The 24,178-nt window shown below is 61.7% G+C and carries 1 protein-coding gene; it reads right to left on the reverse strand.

The window, feature by feature from the left end; genetic code table 11:
* Positions 1-17: 17 nt before the first annotated feature.
* On the reverse strand, positions 18-24,170 hold the full coding sequence (locus D9980_RS10580) for an SDR family NAD(P)-dependent oxidoreductase (RefSeq protein WP_121607254.1): 24,153 nt from the start codon (positions 24,168-24,170) through the stop codon (positions 18-20).
* Between the last annotated feature and the right edge of the window lie 8 nt (positions 24,171-24,178).

Below are 24,178 nucleotides of genomic sequence, written 5' to 3' on the forward strand. Positions count from 1 at the left end.
TATTCCCTTATTTTTTCTTAACTGTGCGGATCACTATTGGCCTGTTGCGTCGTGACAACGGCACTGCCCGCCAGGCGCATCGTGCAGCCTTTCATCTGCATCACCACCCGTCCGTCATCATCGGCAATGGAGATATCCCACTGCGGAACGGCAGCGGTATTTTCGGCACCTGCCTGCACAACCACCCACGGACGATCGGGCAACTGCGCCCAGCAACGGATCTCGCGCATCGCGAACGGCAGGGCCAGTTCCCCTCCCTGCGCGGTGCCGACAATGGACTGCAACGCGCCGTCCAGCAGATTCGGCGACCAGAGATAACCGTCACGCCGCATGCCTGCCGCCAGTTCGGCAACGGCCAGATCGTCGCCGCCGCGCAGAGTTTGCAGTACGCGCAACCCCTCGCCGTAACGCAACCCCAGTCGGGCGAACTGTGCATAAAGTGGAGCGCCGTCGATCGTCAACGTGCAGCGTTCGGTTAACGCACTCAGGTCCAGCAACGGCGCGTCATCGTGGGCGGTCGGCGTGGCATAGCCCTGGCTGTAAATCGTCGTTTGTTCCCCCTCACCGCTGTAAATCTCGTACGCAATACGCCCATCGTCCTGTGGCACCAACGCAATATGCACCTCCAGCTCGCCAGTGACCGTCAACGGACGCAGCCAGGTCACGTTCTCCAGACAGAAATCCTCGCCGTTGGGCTCGCCGCTTAGCGCCAGACTGACTGCCGCCCGCGCCCACTCCAATTGAGCGACACCCGGCAGCACCCCACGGCCCATGACCTGGTGATCGCGCAGCAACCACTCTTCGTCGACCAGCAGCGAGCTGTAACGCAATTCGTTGATATCGGAGATATTACGGTGTACCAGCGGATGCAGACGCAGCACCGTGGCCGTCATGGTAGCGGCGTTTTCCGGGAACCAGCAGCGTTCGCGGGCAAACGGATAGGTTGGCAAGCGCAGACGGTTGAGTTGCTGGCCCACGTACTGCGCCGACCAGGCTATATCCATGCCCTGAACCCAAAGTTCGGCCAGTTTGTCCAACTTCCCTTTCGCAATCCAGGACTCAACGGCCTGTTGCAAGTCCTCATCCGTACGGAATAACGACAATGAGTCGCCGGTGCGTTTGATCTCGCCGCGCCAGATGTTCTCCACTGCTACGCCGTCAAGCACGCAGCGCAGTTGCGCCATCAGCCCACGCTGACAATCCGCCACCAGCGCCATACGGTGCTCCATCGCATCACGACCCACCTGCAGCGTGTATGCCAGGTCTGTCAGGCTTTCCTCATGCTCTGACAGGTGTGAATACAACTGCTCCACCCGCTGACGCAGCGCGCTTTCGCTGCGCGCCGACAGCACCACCATGACCGCACCCTCGTCCGCCGTCCGTCTGCTTGCTGTCGGGTACTCCTGCAGCAGAATATGGGCATTCACCCCGCCGAAACCGAACGAACTGACCCCGGCACTGCGCGGCAGCGTCTCACCGTGGCGGCCTGTCGGTGCCACCCACGCTTGCGTATCGCTCACCACGAAGAACGGGCTGTTTTCCAGCTGGATATGCGGGTTCAGCGGCTGGCTGTTCAGGCTCGGCACCAACTGCCGGTGTTGCAGTTGCAGCACCGTTTTAATCACCCCGGCTACCCCGGCTGCCATCTCCAGATGGCCGATATTGCTCTTGATGGTGCCCAGGCCGCAACTGCCCACTGGCAACTCGACCCCCTCGCTCAGGGCGCGGAACGCCTGATGCAACCCCTGCACTTCTATCGGGTCACCCAACGCCGTGCCAGTACCGTGTGCTTCGATATACCCCAGCGCACGCGGATCGATCCCCGACTCCCTTACCGCCTGTTCGATCAGCCGCGCCTGGGCGGTCGGATTCGGCGCCGTCAAGGATGCTGCCCGACCACCGTGGTTTTCCGCACTGCCAACAATCAGCCCGTAGATATGGTCACCGTCACGCTCCGCCGCACTGAGCGGCTTCAGCATCAACATGCCGACCCCTTCACCACGCACGTAGCCGTCGGCCTGCGCCGAGAAGGTGCGGCAGCGCCCACCAGGGCTGAGCATCCCCGCGATGGAGAAACTCTGGTAGGCTTCCGGCGACAGCAGCGTGTTCACCCCGCCAGCCACCGCCAGTTCACACTGACCGCTGCGCAACAGCCCTACCGCGCGGTGGATCGCCACCAGTGAGCTGGAACAGGCCGTTTCTATCGGTTCGCTGGGGCCGTGCCAGTTCAGCCAATAGCTCATCCGGTTTGGCCCCATGGAGCCCACGCTCCCTGCCGCCGTATATCCCTCGATATTACCGCCGTTATACAACAGCAGTTGACCGTAGCCACTGCCGCTGGTGCCGACCAACAGAGCGGTATTGCTGCCGGACAGGCTTTGCACCGAGTAACCGGCATCTTCGATGACATGACAAACATGCTGCATCAGCAGCCGCTGCTGTGGGTCCATCGACAGCGCTTCGCGGGGTGAAATGCCGAAGAACAACGGGTCGAAGTACTCCACCTCGTCCAACACCCCGGCCTGCGGCATTTCTGCCGGTGCCATCGCCCCCCAGCGCGCCGCCGGCAGAGTGTCGATGCAGTCGAGCCCTGCTTGCAGATTGCGCCACAGTACGTCGATATCCGCCGACTGCGGGAAGCTGCCGCTAATGCCGACAATGGCCACCGGCTCTGACGCCGGTACGGCCAACATTTCACCTCGAGCCTCCCGCTTTATCCGATAGCTCGCAACGGCAACGGTTGCGGAATTCATCACCGCGGGTGCCCGCGTTACCGACGCTTTAAGGTTAAAAGCTTGCCCGTGTTCCCGCGCCAGATAGCCTGCCAGATCCGCCAGCGTCGGCGCTTCAAAGAACACCGTCGGACTCAGCGTCAGGCCATATCGCTCGTTCAGCACCTGGCCGAAGGAAGTCAGGGTGATCGAATCAAAACCAAACTCCGTCAGCGGCGTATCACGATCCAAGGCTTCCGGCGGCAATTTGAGATGATCCGCGATCAGACCGCTGAGAATGCGCTCAATCTTGCCGGCGTCATCATCTCTCGTTACCGTTGAAACAACCTCCGGCTGCACGGCAACGCTAGCCGGGAGCGGCCTTTCTTCCATCGCTTCCCTCTCCAGCAGCAGCACACCGCCGCTCATCGCCTCAACGATTTGCTGACCAGACTGCGCGTAAGTACTCACCGCGTAAAAACCGCGGCGTGCCAGCACCCGCTGCCACATTTCCGGCGTCAGCGCTGGCGTGCCCGGCAGGCGCAGCCCAACGTCCTGCGCCTGCCACCAGCCGTCCAACAGCCCGAAGGTCAGGTGGGAGAACAGGCTGAATGTCGCGATTTCATTGAGTAACAGCAGCCCGTGTCGCTTCATCAGACTCTGAGTGTGCCGCAGGGTTGTTTCCATCTCCCGCGTGGCGTGCAGCACGTTGGCCGCCACCACCACGTCATAGCGCCCCGCCGCTATCCCCTGTGCCTGCGGCGAACGTTCTATATCCAACCGCTGCGTACGCAGATACGGTGCCATGGCGGCATAGTGTTGGTCCGCATGTTGCAGGAAATACGGAGAGATATCGGTGTAGCAATACTCTTCTATCTGCCCGGCGTAGGGCTTCAGGCGTTCAAACAGCAACGCGCTGGTGCCACCGGTGCCTGCGCCAATTTCCAGAATACGTAGCCGCGCTTGCGGGCCCCGAGCACACAGGTAGCTTTCCAGCCGATCCGCCAGCAGCGCGTTGAAAGCGTCCGCCACGACGTTACCGCGATACACCGCCTCCACCAGGTTCTGCCCGTTCTGCGGGAACATCACCGCCGTGGCTGCCGTTTCGCCACACAGGATCGCCGGTAGCGCCTCCAGCATCGCGTTGACCAGGCGGATCTGCGGCGTGTCCGACAGCGGCGCACAGTACGCCTGCCATTCCGCCCACGCAGTGTCCCATTCCGGTGCCGGATGAGACAGATCAACGCCTGACTCACGCAGCAGCGTCAGCGAGGTCTCCCGCCAGCGGCGATAACCTGCCGGTACGATGCAGTCCGCCGCCAGCCAGCCCAGCGCCGCCAGCCGCGACCACAGCAACGGCAGTAGCCGCTGCTCCTCCTGCTCCACCACCGCCATATCTACCGCTATCTCCGGCAGGCTGCCTGCCGCCAGCGTCACCGTCGGCGCCGCTGCCGCCACGCACGCTTCCAGCCCAGATTCCCCCACCAGCGCCTGAGCCGCGACCGCGCCGCTGACGTTAACGAACACCTGCCGGTTCAGCGGCCCACACAGCAGCTCTTCCAGCGCCGCCATCGCCGGTGCCGCCTCCACCGAGCCCAGCCCCAGCCGTGCCATGCGCGCACGGTAGTCGTCATCCGCTACCACTCCGACGCTGCCCCAGTAACCCCAGTGCATCACCTTCACCGCATACGGCCGCCGTGCCCGCTGTTCGTGGGCGAAGGCGTCCTGCCAGCAGCAGCCCGCCGCATAGTTCGACTGTCCAGGCGATTTGCTGAAGCTTTGCAGCGAAGAGAAATAGAGCACAAAGTCCAATGCCTCTTCACCGAACACCGCATCCAGGTTCAGCGCGGTCTCCGTCTTGGCCGTCAGCGCCGAGGTAAACCGCTCCTCGTCCATCCGCGCCAGGCTCTGATCCGCCAGCACGATGGCGCTATGCACCACCCCGTGGATCGCCCCGAAGCGCTCGCGGATAACCTCATACGCCAGCGCCAGCGCATCCCGGTCGCTGGCATCGGCTTGCAGATACAGCGGCTGCGGCCCCCACGCCGCCAACCGCTCACGGCCGACACGGATCGTGTCGTCCTCTACACGCCGCCCCAGCCACACCAGTTGCGCCTGATACTCGCGCACCAGGTACTCGCTGAACGCCATGCCGATACCGCCCGCACCGCCGAGCACCACATAAACGCCGCCCTGCCGGTAAGCCCCGCGCTGCGGTGCCTCCGGCCGACACCGCACCAGCGTCTCTCGCAGCCAGCGCCCTTCGCGCCAGACGCGCGGGTTGCCCATTTTCTCTGCCGGCTGTCGCTGCCAGTCGATCGCGTTCTCCGCCGTTCCGGCAGGCAGATCCAACACCCGTATGTGCCAGTGCGGGTACTCCTTCGCCAACGAACCGAGCAGGCCATGCAAGGCGGCCTGACCGGCATCTGCAGGCTCATCCGGCCCCACGGCCAGCGCCTGGGTGGTGATAATACTCAGGTACAGGCCGTGGCTGGCGTAGCCGCGTGCCAGCAGTGCCTTGATCAACCGCAGACCGGCCAGCACTGGGGCCACTTCACCGCCGCGCACGCGCCAAACCAGGTGTTGCGCCGCATCCGGTAACTGCGCGGCGAGTGTCGCCTCGCCAGCATTCCAGTCGACAGCCAGCTCAACCGCATCCGGCCAGTTCTCCTCTTCACGCGCATCCGCTAGCCAGAACGGCATCAGGGCCAGATTGCCGCTCGCTTCAGGTGGCATCACAGCCTTCATCGATGCAGCAGGACGCACTTTTGCCGCCTCACCGCCAATCGGCCGGGTGCTGAATCCGGCCAGTCGCATCACCTGTCGTCCCTGCTCATCAACAATATCAACATCCCACTGCCCGGCGGCGAGGTCCGCCGCCGGGCGCGCCAGCGCCCAGACGTTCTTCGGCATAGCTCCCCAGGCCGTGACTTCCTGCAAGGCGAACGGCAGCGCCGGTTCGGTATGCTCCCGCATCAGTCCAACCAGGCTTTGCAGCGCACCGTCCATCAGCTCAGGCAGCCAGCAATACCCCTGACCGTGCCGATCGGCAGGCGAACTCAGTTCGCCCAATACCATTTGCGCACTCACGCCTAAGCGGCGGATAACCTGGAAGCTGTCGCCGTAATGCATCCCGCCGAGTTCAAACTGCTGATACAGCAGCTCGCCCTCGATATGTTCGCCACACCCATTGCGCAGCGCAGACAGATCGAACTGCGGCGCCTCCTGCACTTCACTCAGCCGGACGTAACCCTGACCGTAAACCCGCGTCTGCGCCTCTTCTTCACGGTAGATCTCATAACGGATACGGCCATCGTCATCAGGCTCCAGCGCAATATGTACGGTGATTTCCTCGCCAACCACCAATGGCTGCAGCCAGACAATCTGCTGCAGGCTGACGGCCCGATCGCGCTTTTCATCGCCCAGTGCCAACATCACGGCGGCGCGCGCCCATTCCAATTGCACCACACCGGGCACAATGGGCTGCCCCTGCACGATATGATCGCGCAGGAACCACTCTTTGCCGGTCAGGGTGGTGCTGTAACGCTGGCGGCTGAAGTCTGAGGTATTACGCTGCACCAGGGGGTGTAACGCCGCACCGACACTGACGTCAACAGCAGCCACATCATTCTGTTCCTGAGGCAGCCAGTAACGATCGCGGGCGAACGGATAAGTAGGCAGATGAAGCCGACGCGGCGGTTGCGAACCAAACAGGTTCGGCCACGGCAACGCATATCCCTGGCAATACATATCAGCCAGCGCCAGCAACGACTCCTGTACGGTAGCGGGCGCCGGCTGTGCGACGAGCCCGGTAATCAGCGTTTCGCCATAGGCCTGCAGTGCTTTCTGCGCGCTGAAGTCGCGCTTCACCTGTCCGTTCAACAGATTGCTGCGTTTGCCGCCCTGCAGCGCCTGTTGCAGGACATAACGCGCATCTTCGGCATCCTGGATCACCAAGGCACAGCGATGAGCAAAGTGCTGGCGACCATTAAGCAAGGTATGGCTCATTGCGCTTAACCCCTGTGCGTCCCACTGCCCAACGGCCAACGCCGCATCAAGCTGCTCCAGGCGTAAACGCAACGCATCAGCAGTTTTCGCCGATACCACCAGCAGGTGATACGGCAGTGCTACCATGGCCGCCATCGGCTGAGCGCAGCTCTCCGCCCCTTGAACCACTACGTGGGCGTTGGTTCCGCTCATGCCAAAGGCGCTGACCGCCCCCAACCTGGCACGCGCCGTTTCTGCTGGCCATGGTCGCGCCATTTTGTTGACATAGAACGGGCTCTGCGCCCAGTCGATATAATGGCTTTCCTGTTCGCAGTTCAGACTTGCCGGAATGGTTTCATGGCACAATGCCTGCACTAGCGCGACCAGATTGACCAGCCCCGACGGTGCCATCGTGTGTCCGATATTCGGTTTGCAGGAGGTCAGCGCACAATATTGGCGGCGCTGACTGTAGGGTCTGAACGCTTCGCACAGCGCGTTAATCTCCACCGGATCGCCCAGTGGCGTACCGGTGCCATGGGTGACGATATAATCCATTTCATCAGGATTAATGCCGCAGCGTTGGTAGATCTCGTCGAGCAACTGTGTCTGTGCTGCGCCGCTTGGCGCAGTGATCCCCTGGGTTTTGCCATCATAATTAATGCCGCTGCCCACAATGGTGGCATAGACCGGGTCGCCATCCCTCTGCGCCTGCAATAAGGGCTTAATCACCAGAGAAACGCACGCTTCGCCAGCCACCAGGCCATTGGCTCGCTGGTCAAAGGCATAGCAAACCCCATCCGGCGACAACATGCCGGAACGGGACATCACCTCCAGCGCCAGCGGCGTCGTCATCAGACTGACCCCGGCGACGACGGCGGTATCGCAATCTCCGGCAAGCAGGCTACGACAGGCCTGATGCAACGCCACCAGCCCGGAAGAACAAGCGGTGTTAATCGCCATTACCGGCCCGTGCAGATCCAGCATGTAGGCCAGACGCGCGGCCAAAATAGCGTCATGGTTAGCCGTCAGTGCCCCCGCTTCGGACATATCGTGGTACTGACGCACATAGTCACCCTGCTCAACGCCGACAAACATGCCGATTTTATGCCTGGCCAGTTGTTGACTCCCGTAACCGGCGTCTTCCAACGCACGCCAGGCTTCCTGCAGCAGCAGGCGCTGACGCGGATCCAGTGCTTGCGCCTCGCGTGGAGAAATGTTGAAAAATAGCGGATCAAACTCATCAGCGCCGGGGAGTGCCGCTATCTGGGCATTGACGTTTGCCAACGGCGCCGTAAGCCGTTCGTCAGGATAAGCGGCAATTACGCTGTCTCCCTGCGCCAGGATCTGCCAGAAGGCGTGGCTATCCCGCGCGCCCGGGAAGCGGCCGCTGATGCCGATAATCGCTACTGCTTCCTGGGCTACGGTGCAGGGCGTAGGCGCTGGCTGAACGTTTTGAGGGATTGGCGCGGGTTGAATACTGCCAGGGCCAAATGCAGGCTGAGCGCTCAGGGGCGCTCGCAGCGCAGGCGTATCATCACGCTGTTGGTAAAACAGGCTCATCAACCCGCCGTGAGTCTGCTCAAGATACGCCGCCAACTGTTCGAGCGTGGAGTAACTAAAGAAAACCGATGGCATCAGCGTCAGGCCGTAATAGGCGTTAAGCCGCCGCGTCATTTCAATCAGGCGTACAGAATCCACGCCGAACTCACTCAGATTGGCATCCACCTCCAGCATTTCGTGCGACAAGCCAAGCATTTGGCTGGTCTGCTCCGTCAGGTCCCACAAGATACATTGACTTAGATTCAGCCCCTTCATCTCAGGACGATAACCTTGCCCAGGTACCAGCGGCGACGCTTCATTCGGTTCAACGTCTGCAACCACCTGCCGCGTCTGCGCCCGCAACAGCAGTTGCTCCATCCGTTGCGGCTCGCCCACCATCACCAACGGTTGTCTGCCGTCATTCACGCTTAGCAGCGACTCCAACAGATCCATACCTTCATCGGTTTCCAGCGCCCGCTGACCACTCGCGTTCAGATAGCGCTCCATACTGTCGGTATGCCCTGCGCTCATTCCGCCATCACGCCACAACGGCCAGCCGATCGCCAGCGCGCCAGCACCGTGCAAACGGGCATGCGCCAACATAAAACGGTTCGCCATGGCGTAGGCCCCGCCGCCGAAGTCGCCGATAACCGCCGAAACCGAACTCAGATAACAGATAAAACGCGCTGGCTGCTCACTGAACAGCTGGCTAAATATCCGCGTTCCGGCAATTTTAGCCGCTTGTACCTGGCGGAACAGCGCTTCGCTCACCGTCAGAATATCTTCCTGCTCCTCCATCCCGGCGGCATGAATAACGCTGTCAATCCGGCCAAAGTGCGCTTTCGCCTGCTGGTAGGCCAGCTTCATCCCGGCACTGTCCGTTACGTCCACTTGCAGATAAAGCACCTGCACCTGGCACAATTCCAGCTCCGTAATCAGTCGCCGTTTGCCCTCATCCAGTTCACCGCGCCCACTTAACACCAGGTTAACCCCGTGTCGCTGGGCCAGACGCTGGGCAATGCGTATACCTAACCCACCGCAGCCGCCCGTGATCCAGCAGACATCCCCCTCACGGAAAGGCCTCTCGCCAACGCTCGGCGGCAATAGCGAAATCAGTTCGCTAATGTGGCGTACTCCCTCCAGATACAGCACATCGCCACAAGACGTGGCATTAATCTCAGCCCACAACCGCTCCAGCCAACCGGCGATTGAGGTTGGCTGAGTCGCTCGCTCATTGACGGTGATCGCCGCCATCTCCGGGAAGCTGAACTTCAGCGAACGCACCAGACCGATACGGGCCTCCAGAGCTGCCTGCCCGTCGTCATCGTCACAGCTGCCAACCCACAGCAGACGGCGGCAGGCGATTTGCTCGCCGTTCAGTGCCCGGAGCAAATGCAGCATCGGGACGGCGTCATCATTGGCACAGGATAGCGAACGCAGGTCCAGCAAAGCGTCGATTTGACGAACGCTGCCCAACGCTACACGCAACCCCTCCGCAAGCGTCTGTGTCGTGGCGCTGACGCACCACATCTCAATGTCCGGCAGTACGCCGGTAAAATAGCTGCGCACTTCGGCTTCCAGTCCGCTATCGCCGAGCAGGCAAAGCACCCGCCGCACAGCGGTTACTGCGCTGCCCCCCTCAATGGGCTTAGCTCGCCACTCTTCGCTGAAACAGACCGGCTTGGTGCTGGTTTCTTCCTCGGTAACCGCGGCGCTCTCCTGCGCCGCTTTAGCGTCTGGGATCCAGCAACGTTGCAAGGCAAACGGATAGGTCGGCAAGCTAAGACGCCGTGGCGTGGTCACGCCATACAGGCCGCGCCAGTCAACGGCGCCCCCCTGCACCCACAGTTCAGCCAACTTCGCCAGTTTGCCTTTGTCGATCCAGCGGGTGATGGCCTGGCGCAGATCGTCATCGGCGCTAAAGACCGACAACATCGGCTGATTACGCTTCACTTCTCCCTGCCAGATATTTTCCGCCACGGTGGCGCCCTGCATCAGGCTATGAAGACGCTCGATCAGTCTTTGCGGGGTGTCCACGACCAACGCCACGCGCACCGGCATCGCGTCACGTCCCATCTGTAGCGTCCAGGCAAGATCGTTCAGATTGATGCTGTTGACGCAAAGATAGGCATGCAGGTTGGCGATAGAGACCGTTAACTGCTCGCGACTGCGGGCTGATAGCACGATAATTACCGGTCCGGCCGAGGTGGTGGATGCCAGCATAGGTGCAGCCTGATATTCCTCCAGCACCACATGAGCGTTAACGCCGCCGACGCCAAATGAGCTAACGCCAGCTCGCCGCGGCAGCTTATTGCCCCGTTCATCCGTTATCGCCGTCCAGGGGCGGGCTTCGTCAACGATATAGAACGGCTGCCCTTGCAGATTGATATGCGGATTGCGCGGTTGGTTGTTGATGCTCGGCACCAGCTTTTGATAGCGCAACTGCAACAACACCTTAATCACGCCAGCGACGCCAGCGGCCAGCTCCAGATGACCGATATTACTTTTGATGCTGCCCAAGCCACAGCAGGCTTCAGGCAACGTTCTTCCCGCTGCCAGATTGCGGAAGGCCTGTTTCAGCGCTTCGATTTCTATCGGATCGCCCAACGCCGTTCCGGTACCATGCGCTTCAATGTAGCCCAAGGTTTCTGGGGAAATACCAGCCTGGCGCATCGCCTTTTCGATCAACTGCGCCTGCGCCTGGGAGTTTGGTGCGGTCAACGAAGTGGCGCGGCCACCATGGTTCTGTGCCGAGCCACGTATGACTCCGTAAATATGATCGCCGTCGCGCTCAGCCGCACTCAGCGGTTTCAGGAGCAACATACCGACGCCTTCGCCACGCCCATATCCATCAGCGCCAGCGGAGAACGTGCGACAATAACCACCGGGGCTAAGCATCCCGGCCTGCATCAGCGTTTCCTGTAAATAATCGGACAGCAGGGTATTGACCCCCCCTGCCACAGCCAGTTCACACTCGCCGCTGCGTAACAGCTCTACGGCTTTGTGAATGGCCACCAGCGAACTGGAGCAGGATGTCTCTATCGGTTCACTCGGCCCGTGCCAGTTCAACCAGTAACTCATCCGATTCGGCCCCATGGAGCCGGCCAGTCCGGTGCCGCTGTAGCCGGTAATCGCCACGTTCGCCTTTGACAGCATCTCGGCGTATCCGCTGGTCATGGTGCCGACCAGCAGCGCGGTATTGCTGCCAGATAAGCTTTGCACCGAGTAACCCGCATCCTCGATCGCTTTATGGACATAGAGCATCAGCAGGCGCTGCTGCGGATCCATTAACCGGGCTTCGCTCGGCGAAATACCGAAAAACAGCGGGTCAAAGGCGTCAATATCGTCAATGATGCCTGCGTGGTCTATGGCCGGCTGCACGCCGCCTGGCCAGCGTTCGGGCGGCATTGCTACAATGCAGTCACGTCCTGCCTCCAGGTTGTGCCACAGCGCATGGAGATCCGGCGACTGCGGGAAACATCCGCTCATCCCGATCACCGCGATAGCTTTCTCTGCCACCGGTGCAACACGCATTGCCGACATTCGCTTGCGACGGGTGGAAGGCGCCTTGCGAGACACCGGCACCGGCACCGCAGTATGGGAAATAGAGAACGCCGCCGCCAAAGCATCGCCATGTTCACGGACCAGATATTTCGCTAACGCGCCCAGGGTCGGCGTTTCGAAAAAGACAGTCGGGCTTAGCGCAATACTGTAACGTTGATTAAGCAGAGTGCTGAATGACGTCAGCGTGATGGAGTCAAAGCCGAACTCAGCCAGAGGGGTATCAGCATCCAGCATATCCGCCGTCAGGTTGAGGTGCTTAGCCACCAGCTCCATCAACGCTCTTTCCACCTGTGCCGTCAGCTCATCGCAGGAGTCGACCGCCGCCGCGACGCAATGGTCATGCTGCCCGCTCTTGACGTCGGCAGGCAGGGGCGATGTGGTCGACTGTGAAGTCGCCTGCACAGGCTCTGGCGCAGCGCTCGTCGGCACCGTCCGCAGGGTAACACCGCTCAGCCGCAGGGCAACCTCGCCCTGCTCATCGGCAATAACGATGTCCAGCTTACGCACGGCATCACCGTCAGCGTCACCAGGCCGTACCACGACCCAGGCGCGGGCGGGCAAAGGACGCCACGACTCAATGCGTTGCAGGGCAAAAGGTAACGCCAGCGCCGGTTCATGGGCCAACGCGCCGCTGGTTTGCAGTGCGCCATCAAGCAGGCTGCCCGGCCATCCATACGCCTCAAGCTCTGCCGTCTCCGGCAGATGCAGTTCGCCGATCGCCAGATCTTGCGCCAGATGGAGCGTTTGCAACACCCTGAACCCCGGGCCATAGCGCACACCCAGTTGCTCATACGCCGGGTAGATTTGGTCTTTTTCAGACACGTGCTGGCACTCGGCCTGCATGGCGGCCAGTTCGATGTGTGGCGCATCGCCAACGGATGCGGCGAAGGCCTCACCCTGGCTATAGAGTCGCTCTTCGCCATCGTCGTCGCTGTAGATTTGGTAACCGACGCGCCCGTCACCGCCTGGTTCCAGATCGATATGCACGTCCAGCGCCTGCTCCACGGCCAACGGCCGTAACCAGGTCACGTTTTCCAGTACCACGCCGTGTGCCGCCTCGTCGCCCAACGACAGAGCAACCGCCGCACGCGCCCACTCCAGTTGAATGACGCCCGGCACAATCGCGCGATCCTGCACAACGTGATCGCGCAGGAACCACTCTTCCCCGGTTAAACGCGTGGTGTAGCGCTGCCCGGCAAAATCTGAAGTATTACGGTGCACCAGTGGATGCAGGCGATCTTCTCCGCCACCGTCGCCGCCCGGTTTCACGGCAGCCCAATAACGTTCACGGGCAAACGGATAAACCGGCAAACTCAGGCGCTGCGGCGTTACGTCGTCGTACAGCCGCCGCCAGTCAAAACCGACGCCCTGCACCCAGAGATCCGCCAGACGATCCAGCTTCCCTTTAGCGATCCACACGCCGATGGTATGTTGCAAATCGTCATCTTCACTGAACAACGTCAACCCGTCGGCGGTCTTTTTGACGTTACCGCGGAACAGAGTACCCGGCGCGCTATCCCCGCTACCGACAGCGCGCAGCTGTGCCAACAGTTGTGTGACATCAGAGACCACCAGCGCCAGCCTGGCTGACATGGCTTCGCGCCCCAGTTGCAGCGTCCAGGCCAGATCGGTCAGATTGACCGGATGCCGCTCTAAGTAATCACACAGCTGGCCGATTCGGGCATGCAACCGCTCTTCATTACGCGCCGAAAGCACGATCAAGACCGGCTTGGTTTCTGGTGTGGTTGCACGATGAGGTGGCTGATATTCCTGCATCAGCACGTGCGCGTTCACGCCACCAAAGCCGAAAGCGCTCACACCCGCTCTCAGTGGCAGCACGTTACCCTGTACATCGCGGCACGGCTCCCAAGGCCGGTTTTCATGCACCACGCACAGTGGGCTGCCCGCCAGCGCGACATGCGGGTTGAGCGGCTGGCTGTTCAGGCTGGCGGCCAGTTGCCGATGTTTCATCTGCAACAGCACCTTGATCACTCCGGCGACGCCAGCGGCCAATTCCAGGTGCCCGATATTGCTCTTCAGCGCCCCCAGAGCGCAGTGCCCTTCGGGCAGAACGCGCTCGCCCGCCAGTGCACCAAGCGCCAGCTTCAGCCCCTGTATTTCAATCGGATCGCCCAGCGGCGTACCGGTACCGTGAGTTTCAATATAGTTCACGCTCTCCGGCGTCACGCCAGCATCGCCAAAGGCCGCCTCAATCAGCCGCGCCTGTGCGTTGGGGTTAGGTGCCGTCAGCGAAGCCGCACGGCCGCCGTGATTTTCGGCGCTCCCCAGCAGCAGGCCATAAATGTGGTCACCATCGCGTTCGGCGGCGCTCAATGGTTTGAGCATCAGCATCCCGACACCCTCACTGCGCACATAGCCATCCGCTTGCGCCGAAAACGTGTTGCAGCGCCCGGACGGGCTGACCATCCCCGCCTGGGTAAAGCTTTGCATCGCGTCAAGTGACAGCAGGGTATTGACGCCGCCGACCACCGCCTGATCGCACAACCCATTGCGCAACAGCCCAATGGCCCGGTGTACAGCGACCAGCGAACTGGAACACGCAGTATCGATCGGCTCACTCGGCCCGTGCCAGTTAAGCCAGTAACTCATGCGGTTAGGCCCCATACAGTTGCTCATCCCCGCTGCGGTGTAACCCGCCACCGGTTCGCCTGACCAACTTAACAGTTGCCCATAGCCCGTCGCGGCAGTGCCGACCAGCAGCGCGGTATTACTGCCGGAGAGGCTTTGCACCGAATACCCTGCATCCTCCAGAACGTTATAGACGTACTGCATCAACAGACGCTGTTGCGGATCCATCGACAGCGCTTCGCGCGGCGAGATACCGAAAAACAGTGGATCGAAGTACTCGACCTGCTCCAATACCCCACAAGGCAGCACGCCCGGTTGCTGCGGCTTCCCCCAACGGGTGAATGGAAAATCACCGATAGCACAGTGCCCGGCACGCAGGTTTTCCCACAATGCTTCAATATCGGGTGCACCCGGGAAACTGCCGCTGACGCCGATAACGGCGATCGGCTCCGCAGTACCGGCCTGCGACGCAGGCACACGGCGGCGGCGATGACGGGTTGATGTATGTGGCATCACAGTGCGCAGGATGTTCGCCGGGCTGACTGGGGTTCCGATCAGACGCTGCCCATGTTCACGTGCCAAATAAGCGGCCAGTTGTGCCAACGTCGGTGCTTCAAAAAACACCGTCGGGCTCAGTTCAAAGCCATAACGTTCATTGAACACCTTAAGGAAGGAGACCAAAGTAATAGAGTCAAAACCCAGCTCGGTCAGCGGTGTATCGCGCTCCAGGGCCGCTGGCACAAGCTTAAGGTGGCTAACAATCAGAACGCGCAGGAGGCGTTCTACCCCGTCCGTCAGCGCATCGTCGGAAACCGTTGGTGGCACGTGCACCGCCGACGCCCCGGATTCCTGTTCGCAACAGAAAACCCCATCGCTCATGGCCTGCAACACCTGCTGCCCCAACCCGTCCAACTCCGGGGCCAGACACTGCGCCGTGTGAAATCCACCGTCACTCAGCACCCTCAGCCAACTCTCCGTCGCCAGCCCTGGCGCGCCCTCCAGCCTCAACCAAGGGTCGTCGGCCAGCCACCACCCGTCCAATAAACCGAAAGTCAGGTGGGTATAGACACTGGCGGCGGCCATTTCATTGATCAGCAGCAACCCGTTGCGTTTCAGCAGGCTCTTGCTGTGACTCAAGGAGCGACGAATATCCCGTGTGGCATGCAGCACGTTAGCGGCCAGCACGATGTCATAGCTGCCAACGTCCAGCCCCTGCGCCGCAACAGATTGCTCAATATTCAGCCGGCGCGTACGCAGATAAGGAGCCTGCGCCTGGAAGGCCGCTTGTGCATGGGGGAAAAACGCCGGTGAAATGTCGGTATAGGCATACTCTTCAATATTAGCCTGGTAGCGGGCCAGACGCTTAAACAGGCTGGCGCTGGTGCCGCCAGTACCGGCACCGATCTCCAGAATGCGCAAACGGCAGTCCGGTTGTTGTTCCAGCCGCGCCTGGACATACTGCTCCAGACGGTCGGCCAGCAAATCGTTAAACAGCTCCACCAACGGGTGGTCGCGGTAAATCCCCTCCACCAGTTCCAGCCCACCTTGTGGGAAGATCACCGCTGTGGCGGCCTGCTCACCGGACAAAATCGCCGACAGCGCACCCAGCGTCGTGTTAATCAGCCGCAGTTGCGCATCAACCCCGGGCTGCCCAGCCACCGTGGCGCAAAAATCCTGCCACTGCGCCCACGTCTCTTGCCACTCCGGTGCCGGGGTAGACACATCGATACCGTTTTTTTGCAGTAGATAGCTCGCCGCAACGCGCCAGCGCTGCCAGGCTGCGGGGGCAGAAGCTCCCTCATCCAGCCAATTCATCTGCGCCAGTTGCGCCCACAGCAGCCGGCTTAAGTGCTGCTCCATCGCCTGCACTGGTGCCAAACCGCCGGGATGCGCCACGGGGGGCAACGCCGGTAACATCATTTCCGGCAAAGCCGGGGCGATGGCAATCGTCTTCCCGCCGGGGTCGGTTAACGCCCGCGCCACCGACGCATCCGTGGTCTTGATAAACCCGAGCTGATGCAGTGGGCTGGCAAGCAGTTTCTCCAACGCCACCATCGCCTGTGGGGCCTCCACCGACCCCAGGCCCAACTGCGCCATGCGTATGCGGTAGGCGTCATCCGCCACCACCCCGACGTTGCCCCAGTACCCCCAGTGCATCACTTTCACGGGATACGGCCTGCTGCGTTGATTATGCGCCACGGCATCGGCGTAACAGCAGCCTGCGGCATAATTCGCCTGCGCAGCGGCTTTGCTGAAGCTCTGCATTGCGGAGAAAAACAGCATGAAGTCCAGCGACAGCTCGCCAAACACGGCGGCAAGGTTGTGTGCGGTAAGGCTCTTGGCGCACAGCGCTCGGTTGAACGTGGTTTCATCCATTGTCGCCAGTGGACCGTCGGCTAGCACGATCGCAGAATGCACCACGCCGTGAACAGCACCGAACTGCTCACCGATCGACTCCCGCGCCAGCTCCAGCGCATCCCGGTCGGTGGCATCGGCCTGAAGATAGCGCGGACGTGGCCCCAACTCGCCCAACCTGTCAAGCTGAGCCTTGATGGCGGCATCTTCGGCACGACGTCCCAGCCAGATGGTCTGTGCCTGATAACGGCGGATCAGGTATTCGCTGAACGCACAACCAATGCCGCCCGCACCGCCCAGAATAACGTACACCCCCTGTTGCCGGAACGCAGGGGCTGCAACCTCAAAGGGGCGACACAGCCGCAGACAGGTGCGATGCCAGCGATATTCGCGCCATAATTGGGCATTGCCCTGGCCGTCGGCGCTTCGGCTTTGCCATCCGGTGTCTGCCAGCGTCTGTCCGGCGGGAAAATCAAGCAGCCGGATGCGCCACAACGGATACTCTTTCGCCAATGAACCGATCAGACCGTGAACCGCCGCCTGCTCCGGATCGATCACTTCATCCCGCACGATAGCCTGCCCTTGGGTAGTCAGCACCGTCAACCGCAGCGGCCGTTGGCCGTATCCCAACTTTAGGAGCGCCTGTACCAGACGCAACCCGATAAGCACCGGCGCAGTTCCCGCTACCGCAGTCACCTGCCAGAGCAGGTGGTCGCAGGAGACAAGTCCGGACAGTTGCGCCAGCAGCGCTTTCGGCAGCGTATCCTGCTCATGCTCAATCCGTAACGTTGTCGGCTGCGGCCAATCGTTATCAGCCACGGGCGTTTCTTCCGTGGTTTGCCAGTCCGGGAACAGCATCAGTTCGCCAACTAATGGCATCGGTTCATTCACCGGCGCCGTTGCCATTCCGCCCCATTCCGGCGCAGCGCTGGCGATCAGCTCCAACGCCAACTGCTGTTCATTATCATAAATCGCGATTTGCCAAGCGGGTTGCTCTGCTCCGATGCTGCGCCGGATGATCGCCGTCACCGCCGGTGGCAGTCGCCGCCAGCCGTAAACTGCGCTCACCTGCAGCGGCATCTCTGCGCCCAGCAGACATGTAACCTGCAGTACGCCATCAATCAGTTCAGGCGACCAGTCAAAGCTGTTTTTCTCCGTCTCCAGCGCGACAATGGCCAGATCTTCAGCGAGCCAAACGCCACGCACGCCGGAGGTTTGCGGCCATCCTGTACTTGCCAAACGTGCATAAAACGCTTCCGCCGTCACCGCCTGCTGGCAGCGTTGCCTGAACGCGTCCAGATCAACCGCGGATCCAGGCACCCCACCATGCTGTTCGGCATAGCCCTGGCAGTAAACCTGCGTCTGCCCGTCGTCGTCAGCGTATATCTCATAACCGATGCGTCCATCGTCCAACGGCTCGAGGGCAATATGTATTTCACACGCCCGCTCAACGACCAACGGTTGCACGCAGACAATATTCGCCAAATTCAGACCGGCGTTGTCAGCCTGCCCCTCCAGCAGCAGGCTGACCGCGGCACGCGCCCATTCCAGCTGCACCACCGCTGGCACCACCCTGAGCCCCTGTACCACATGCTCACGCAGGAAGTTCTCACTCCCTGTCAACCGCGTGCTGTAACGCAGTTCATGGATATCCGACGTGTTGCGCTGCACCAGCGGATGCAGACCCCGGCCTTCGCCTTCGCGCTCCGCCGCTATCCAGTAACGTTCCCGCGCGAACGGGTAGCCCGGCAGGCTCAACCGCACCGGCGCCGCATCACCAAACAGCCCCGACCAGTTCAGCCCGTACCCCTGGCAGTACAGCTCCGCCAGCGACAGCAGCCCCTCGCGCAACGCACCGCGCTCTTCCTGTGCCACCGTCTCACCGATCAGCCGCTCGCCGTACGTCTGTAATCCCTTTTGCACCCGGAACCCGCGCTTCACCTCCCCGTGGAACAGGTTGCTGCGGCTCCCCCCTTCCAACGCCTGTTGCAGCACGTAACGCGTCTCTTCCTCGTCCTCCACCACCAGCGCGCAGCGGTGAGCAAAATGCTGACGCCCGTTCAACAACGTGTGGCTCAGCGCACTGAGCCGTGCCGCATCCCACGCTCCCACCGCCAGCTCTGCCGTCAACTCCGCCAGCCGCGTCTGTAACGCCGCTTCCGTCTTCGCCGACACGACCAGCAGGTGGCACGGACGCCCCACCGCCGGCCGCCTCACGCCCGCCGATTCCGCCCCGCGCACCACCACGTGCGCATTGGTGCCGCTCACCCCGAACGCACTGACCGCCCCCGTTCTCACCCGGTCCGTCGCCACCGGCCACGGCTGCGCGGTTTTGTTGACATAGAACGGGCTGTTCGCCCAGTCGATATACTCGCTTTCCTGCTCGCAGTGCAGGCTCGCCGGGATGGTCTCGTGCCGCAGCGCCTCTATCAGCCCCGCCAGGCTCACCAGTCCTGACGCCGCAAGCGTATGCCCCACGTTCGGCTTGCTCGAGCTCAACGCACACCCCTGCTGCCGCCCTTCATTGCCGAAGGCCTCGCACAGCGCGTTGATTTCCACCGGATCGCCCAACGGCGTTCCGGTGCCGTGCGTCACCACATAATCCACCGCGTCCGGGCTGAGCCCTGCCCGTTGATACACCTCGCGCAACAGTTGCGTTTGCGCTATCCCGTTCGGGGCCGTGATCCCCTGCGTCCGCCCGTCGTAGTTGATCCCGCTGCCCGCAATAACCGCCTGGATCGGATCGCCGTCCGCCTGCGCCCGCGACAGCCGTTTAAGCACCAATGCCACGCACGCCTCGCCCGCCACCAGGCCATTCGCCCGCCGGTCAAACGCGTAACATACCCCGTCCGGCGACAGCATCCCGGTGTCGTGCATGGCATCCAGCACGGTCGGCGTCAGCATCAGGTTGACCCCCGCCGCCAGCGCCGTGTCACACGCGTTGTCCAGCAGGCTGCGGCACGCCTGATGCAGCGCCACCAGCCCGGACGAGCAGGCGGTGTTGATGGCCATCACCGGCCCCTGCAGATCCAGCACGTAGGCCAGCCTGGCGGCCAGAATACCGTCATGGTTGCCCATCACGCCCCCACGCCGTCCCACCCGCTGCAGGTAATCCCCCTGCTCCACGCCCACGAACATGCCCACCCGGTTTTCAGCCAGTTGACGTTCGCCGTAACCGGCATCTTCCAGCGCCCGCCACGCCTCCTGCAACAGCAGGCGCTGGCGCGGATCCGTCAGCTCCGCCTCACGCGGCGACATCTCAAAGAACAGCGGGTCGAACTCGTCCGCCCCCGGCACCGCCCCCAGCCAGCGCGTCACCCCGTCCTCACCCTCCAACCGCTCCGCCGGATACGGGCCGATAACGCTGCGCCCTTCCGCCAGGATCGCCCACAACTCCCGCGTAGTACGTGCGCCCGGGAAACGGCCGCTCATGCCAATCACCGCGATCGGCTCGTCATCCTCCGGCTGGCTTGCCGGGGACCGCGACACGGGCTGGCGTAGCGGTAGATCTGGTGATACCGGCTGCGGTGCTGACGATGGCTGATAAAACGCCGTCAGTTCATCGCCGAAGGTCGCCTGCAAATAGGCGGCGAACTGCCCCAGGCTGGGGTAGCTGAAGAACAGCGATGGCGTGAATACCACACCGAAGTGGCGACTCAGGCCTCGCGCAAACTCGGTCAGCGAAATGGAATCAAAGCCGTACTCGGTCAGTTGACGCTCCGGTGTGATTTCATGGCGCGGTAGCTTCAGCAGTTGCTGCGCCAGTTCGGTCAGGTCCCACAAGACCGACTCCGCCACATCCAGCCCCTTCAACTCCGGCCGTGCCCCGCCGCCAGCAGGTAAACGCTCAGGCCGCCGCGCTGACAGGCCCCCTGCCTGTGCCAACTGCGCCACCAGGCGTGGACGGTCGCCGTACAGTACCGCCGCATGCGCCGCATCTTGCCCCAGCAACCGCGACAGCGCCGCCACGCCTTCAGCGGCAGGTAACGGCACCAGGCCGCTGTCACGCAGTGCTGCCTGGGTTGCCGCCGTCATCCGCATCCCGGTTGTATCCCATAATGGCCAGTTCACCGACAGCGTACGCCCCGGCATCCGGCGTTGACGCTCACAGGCAAACTGGTCGAGGAAGGCATTGGCCGCGGCATAGCCGCTCTGCCCCTGATTGCCCCACACCCCGGCCAGCGAGGAACACAGGATCATCCACTCCGGCGCCAGTTCACGCGTTGCCGCATCCAGCGCCGCCACCCCGGCCACCTTCGGGGCCAGCACCTTGTGCAACGCCTGCGGCGTCATGGTCGCCAGCAGGTGGTCTTCCAACACCCCCGCACAGTGCAGCACGCCATTCAGTCGCCCATGACGGGCGGCGATATCCTGCGCCAGTGCGTGCACTGCGGGCGCGTCACTGACGTCCAGCGCATGCAGTTCCACCCGGGCCCCCGCCGCACGCAGCGCATCGGCAAACGCCTGATGCGCCGCCGCCGTCACGGTGCGGCCACTCAAAATCAGCAGCGGGCCAGCGGCCTGCTGTGCGATGGCCTGGGCCATCACCCGGCCCAGGCCACCCAGGCCTCCGGTTATCCAATAAACGCCGCCGTCACGCCACGGCATAACAGGGGCATTCACCGGCAGCTCTGCCCAACGCTGCACTTCACGCCGCCCGTCACGGTAGCGTACCAGCGGCTCCTCGGCGGCGGCTTCCGCATGCAGCAGCGTCGTTAATGCACTCTCGTCCTTCAGCACGGCCGGGTCGAGGATCAGCGTCTGACAACGCAGGTGCGGATACTCTTGCATCGCGCTGAATAGCATGGCGCTCAGCCCCTGCATCAGTACAACCTCATCGTCCTCCATCAACACCAGTTGAATACGGCGTGGTTGCCCCTCCGACGCCACCAGTTGCGCCTGCAAATCGGCCAGAATATCCTCGGCGTACTGCGCATAACGCTGCGCCGCACTCCCCTGTGCCGTAAAAAGAACATTCTGCGCCGTCATCAAGGACGCAGGCAACGTCGTGTCACACCACAGCCGCCGCACCTCCTCACTGGAATAAGTGGATGACGTCAGTGCCTGTTCTACCCAAGACGGCGCGATATACACCGCCGCAACTTCAGTGGCAATCGCCAAATCAGGTGAAGGCGCTGTCTCCACCGCCAACGGTGCCCAGTAGCGCTCTTTGGCAAACGGATACCCCGGCAAACTGATGCGTTGCGGTTTCAATTCTGGCCACAGGGCGAGAGGAGAAATCTCTGTTCCCATAACCCAGCTTCGCGCCAGTTCGCTTAGCAACCCTGCATCGGGAACGGTATTACCCAACTCCAACGGCTCGGGTGCCGCTACGGAATGGTCCGGCTCGCCGCGATAGCCATGTTCTTCTTCCGTTATGCCAGCAATCTGTGCCCGGAGCTTATCCATCAACCTGGCCTGCGAATCCACCACCAGCGCCAGCCGGCAGTTCATCGCCTCGCGCCCCGTCAGCAGCGTCCAGGACAGATCCGCCAGATTAACCTCGCGTTCCGCAAGAAATCCCAGCAATTGCTCCGCCTGTGCCTGTAAACGTTCCTGAGTACGCGCAGATAGCACGATCAGCTGTGGCCCCTGCACCGGCGTCGGTGCGATCTCACCCCGATACTCTTCAACGATCAGGTGCGCGTTCGCCCCGCCCGCCCCGAAGGACGACAAACCGGCAATGCGCGGGAATTCACGCATTTCGCCGTTCACTGCCAACTGCGGGCGCAGCCAGGGACCGGTTTGCTGCTGCACCACGAACGGCGTCTGGCTGAAATCGATATGCGGATTGAGGGTTTCGCTGTGCAGGCTTTTCACCCGTTGACCATGTTGCATCTGCAACAGGATCTTGCTTAAACCGGCCATACCCGCCGCACTTTCACAATGACCGATGTTGGATTTGACCGAGCCAATGGCGCAGTACTGACGTTTTTCACTGCCGAACGCCTGGCTCAAACCACGGATCTCGATCGGATCGCCCAGCGTGGTACCGGTGCCGTGTGCCTCTACATAGCTGACCGCTTCGGCGCTCACGCCCGCCTCACGCAACGCCCGGCGGATCACCCAACTCTGCATTTTAGGGTTGGGCACGGTATAGCCATTCACCTTGCCGCCGTGATTCAGCGCACTGCCCTTGATCACGCCATAGATATGGTCGCCGTCCGCCACCGCCTGTTGCAGCGGCTTGAGTATGACCGCGCCCACCCCTTCGGCAGGAATGTAGCCATCACCATCGGCAGCGAAACTTTTGCAGCGCCCATGAGTGGATGCGGCCTGAATCTGTGATAACAGCAGGTATTTATTCGGATGGACGGAGACGTTAACGCCCCCCGCAACCGCCACATGACATTCGCCACGGCGCAGGCTGTAGCAAGCCAGATGGATCGCAGTCAATGAGGAGGAACACATGGTGTCCACGGCCATACTGGGGCCGTGGAAATTGCAGAAATACGAGACCCGGTTGGCAATGGACGCCGCACTTCCGGACAGCAGCATCGGCCGCCCCTGGGTCTGTGCCTGAGCACCGTAGAGCTGATACTCTTCATACATCACACCGGCAAAGACGCCGGTTATCATAGAATCCGTACTGAGTTGCTGCCGGGTGTAGCCAGCGTCTTCAATAGCATGCCAGGCACACTGTAAAAACAGACGTTCCTGCGGATCGAGATACTCGGCTTCACGCGGAGAAATATTGAAAAACTGGGGATCGAATTCGTCCACACCGTCAATAAAGCCCCCCCAGCCGCTGAGGCCTGCCAACTCAAGTTCTGTCGCCTGCGGGAAATAACGCCGCCATTCCCAGCGATCCGGGGGGATGGGGGTAATACCGTCGACACCATTAAGCAGGTTGAGCCAGAACTGTTCCAGGTTGGCGGCTCCGGGATAACGCCCGCTCAGCCCGATGATGGCAATGTCCAGCGGTTGCGCGCTGTCATGCACGACTGCCTTGACTGGCGCTGGCCAACCGCGCTGGCCCCGGCGGCGTTTTTTTTCGTTCGGTGCCACCCCGACCGGTTCAACTTCTTCCTGCGGCGGTGCATCAAGTAGGCGTGCAAGCACCTCCTTGTGGTGTGCAATGAAATAGTGCACCAATTCGGCAATGCTTTGGCATTCAAAAAACAGCGTTACGGGCAAAGGCCCAAAAAGGCTCTCCAGTTCACGGGTCAGGGTGACCGCCATCAGGGAGTCGATGCCGTATTTTTCCAGCGCCACCTGCTCATCGATCCTGGCCACCGCCACATTCAGCGTGCGGGCCAGGCGCTGTTTCAGATATTGCGTGACGAGCAACCTGAAGCGTTCACCCTCTGACAAGTCCGGTGGTACAACACAATCTGCGCTATCGGGTACCTGCTGCACCTCCGGTTGTTCCACTACATCCTGCTGCTGTGGGGATACCTGTACTTCCTGTCCTGTGTGTTCCATGAATCTGT

The organism is Serratia sp. 3ACOL1, from assembly GCF_003668775.1.
Classification (GTDB): domain Bacteria; phylum Pseudomonadota; class Gammaproteobacteria; order Enterobacterales; family Enterobacteriaceae; genus Chania; species Chania fonticola.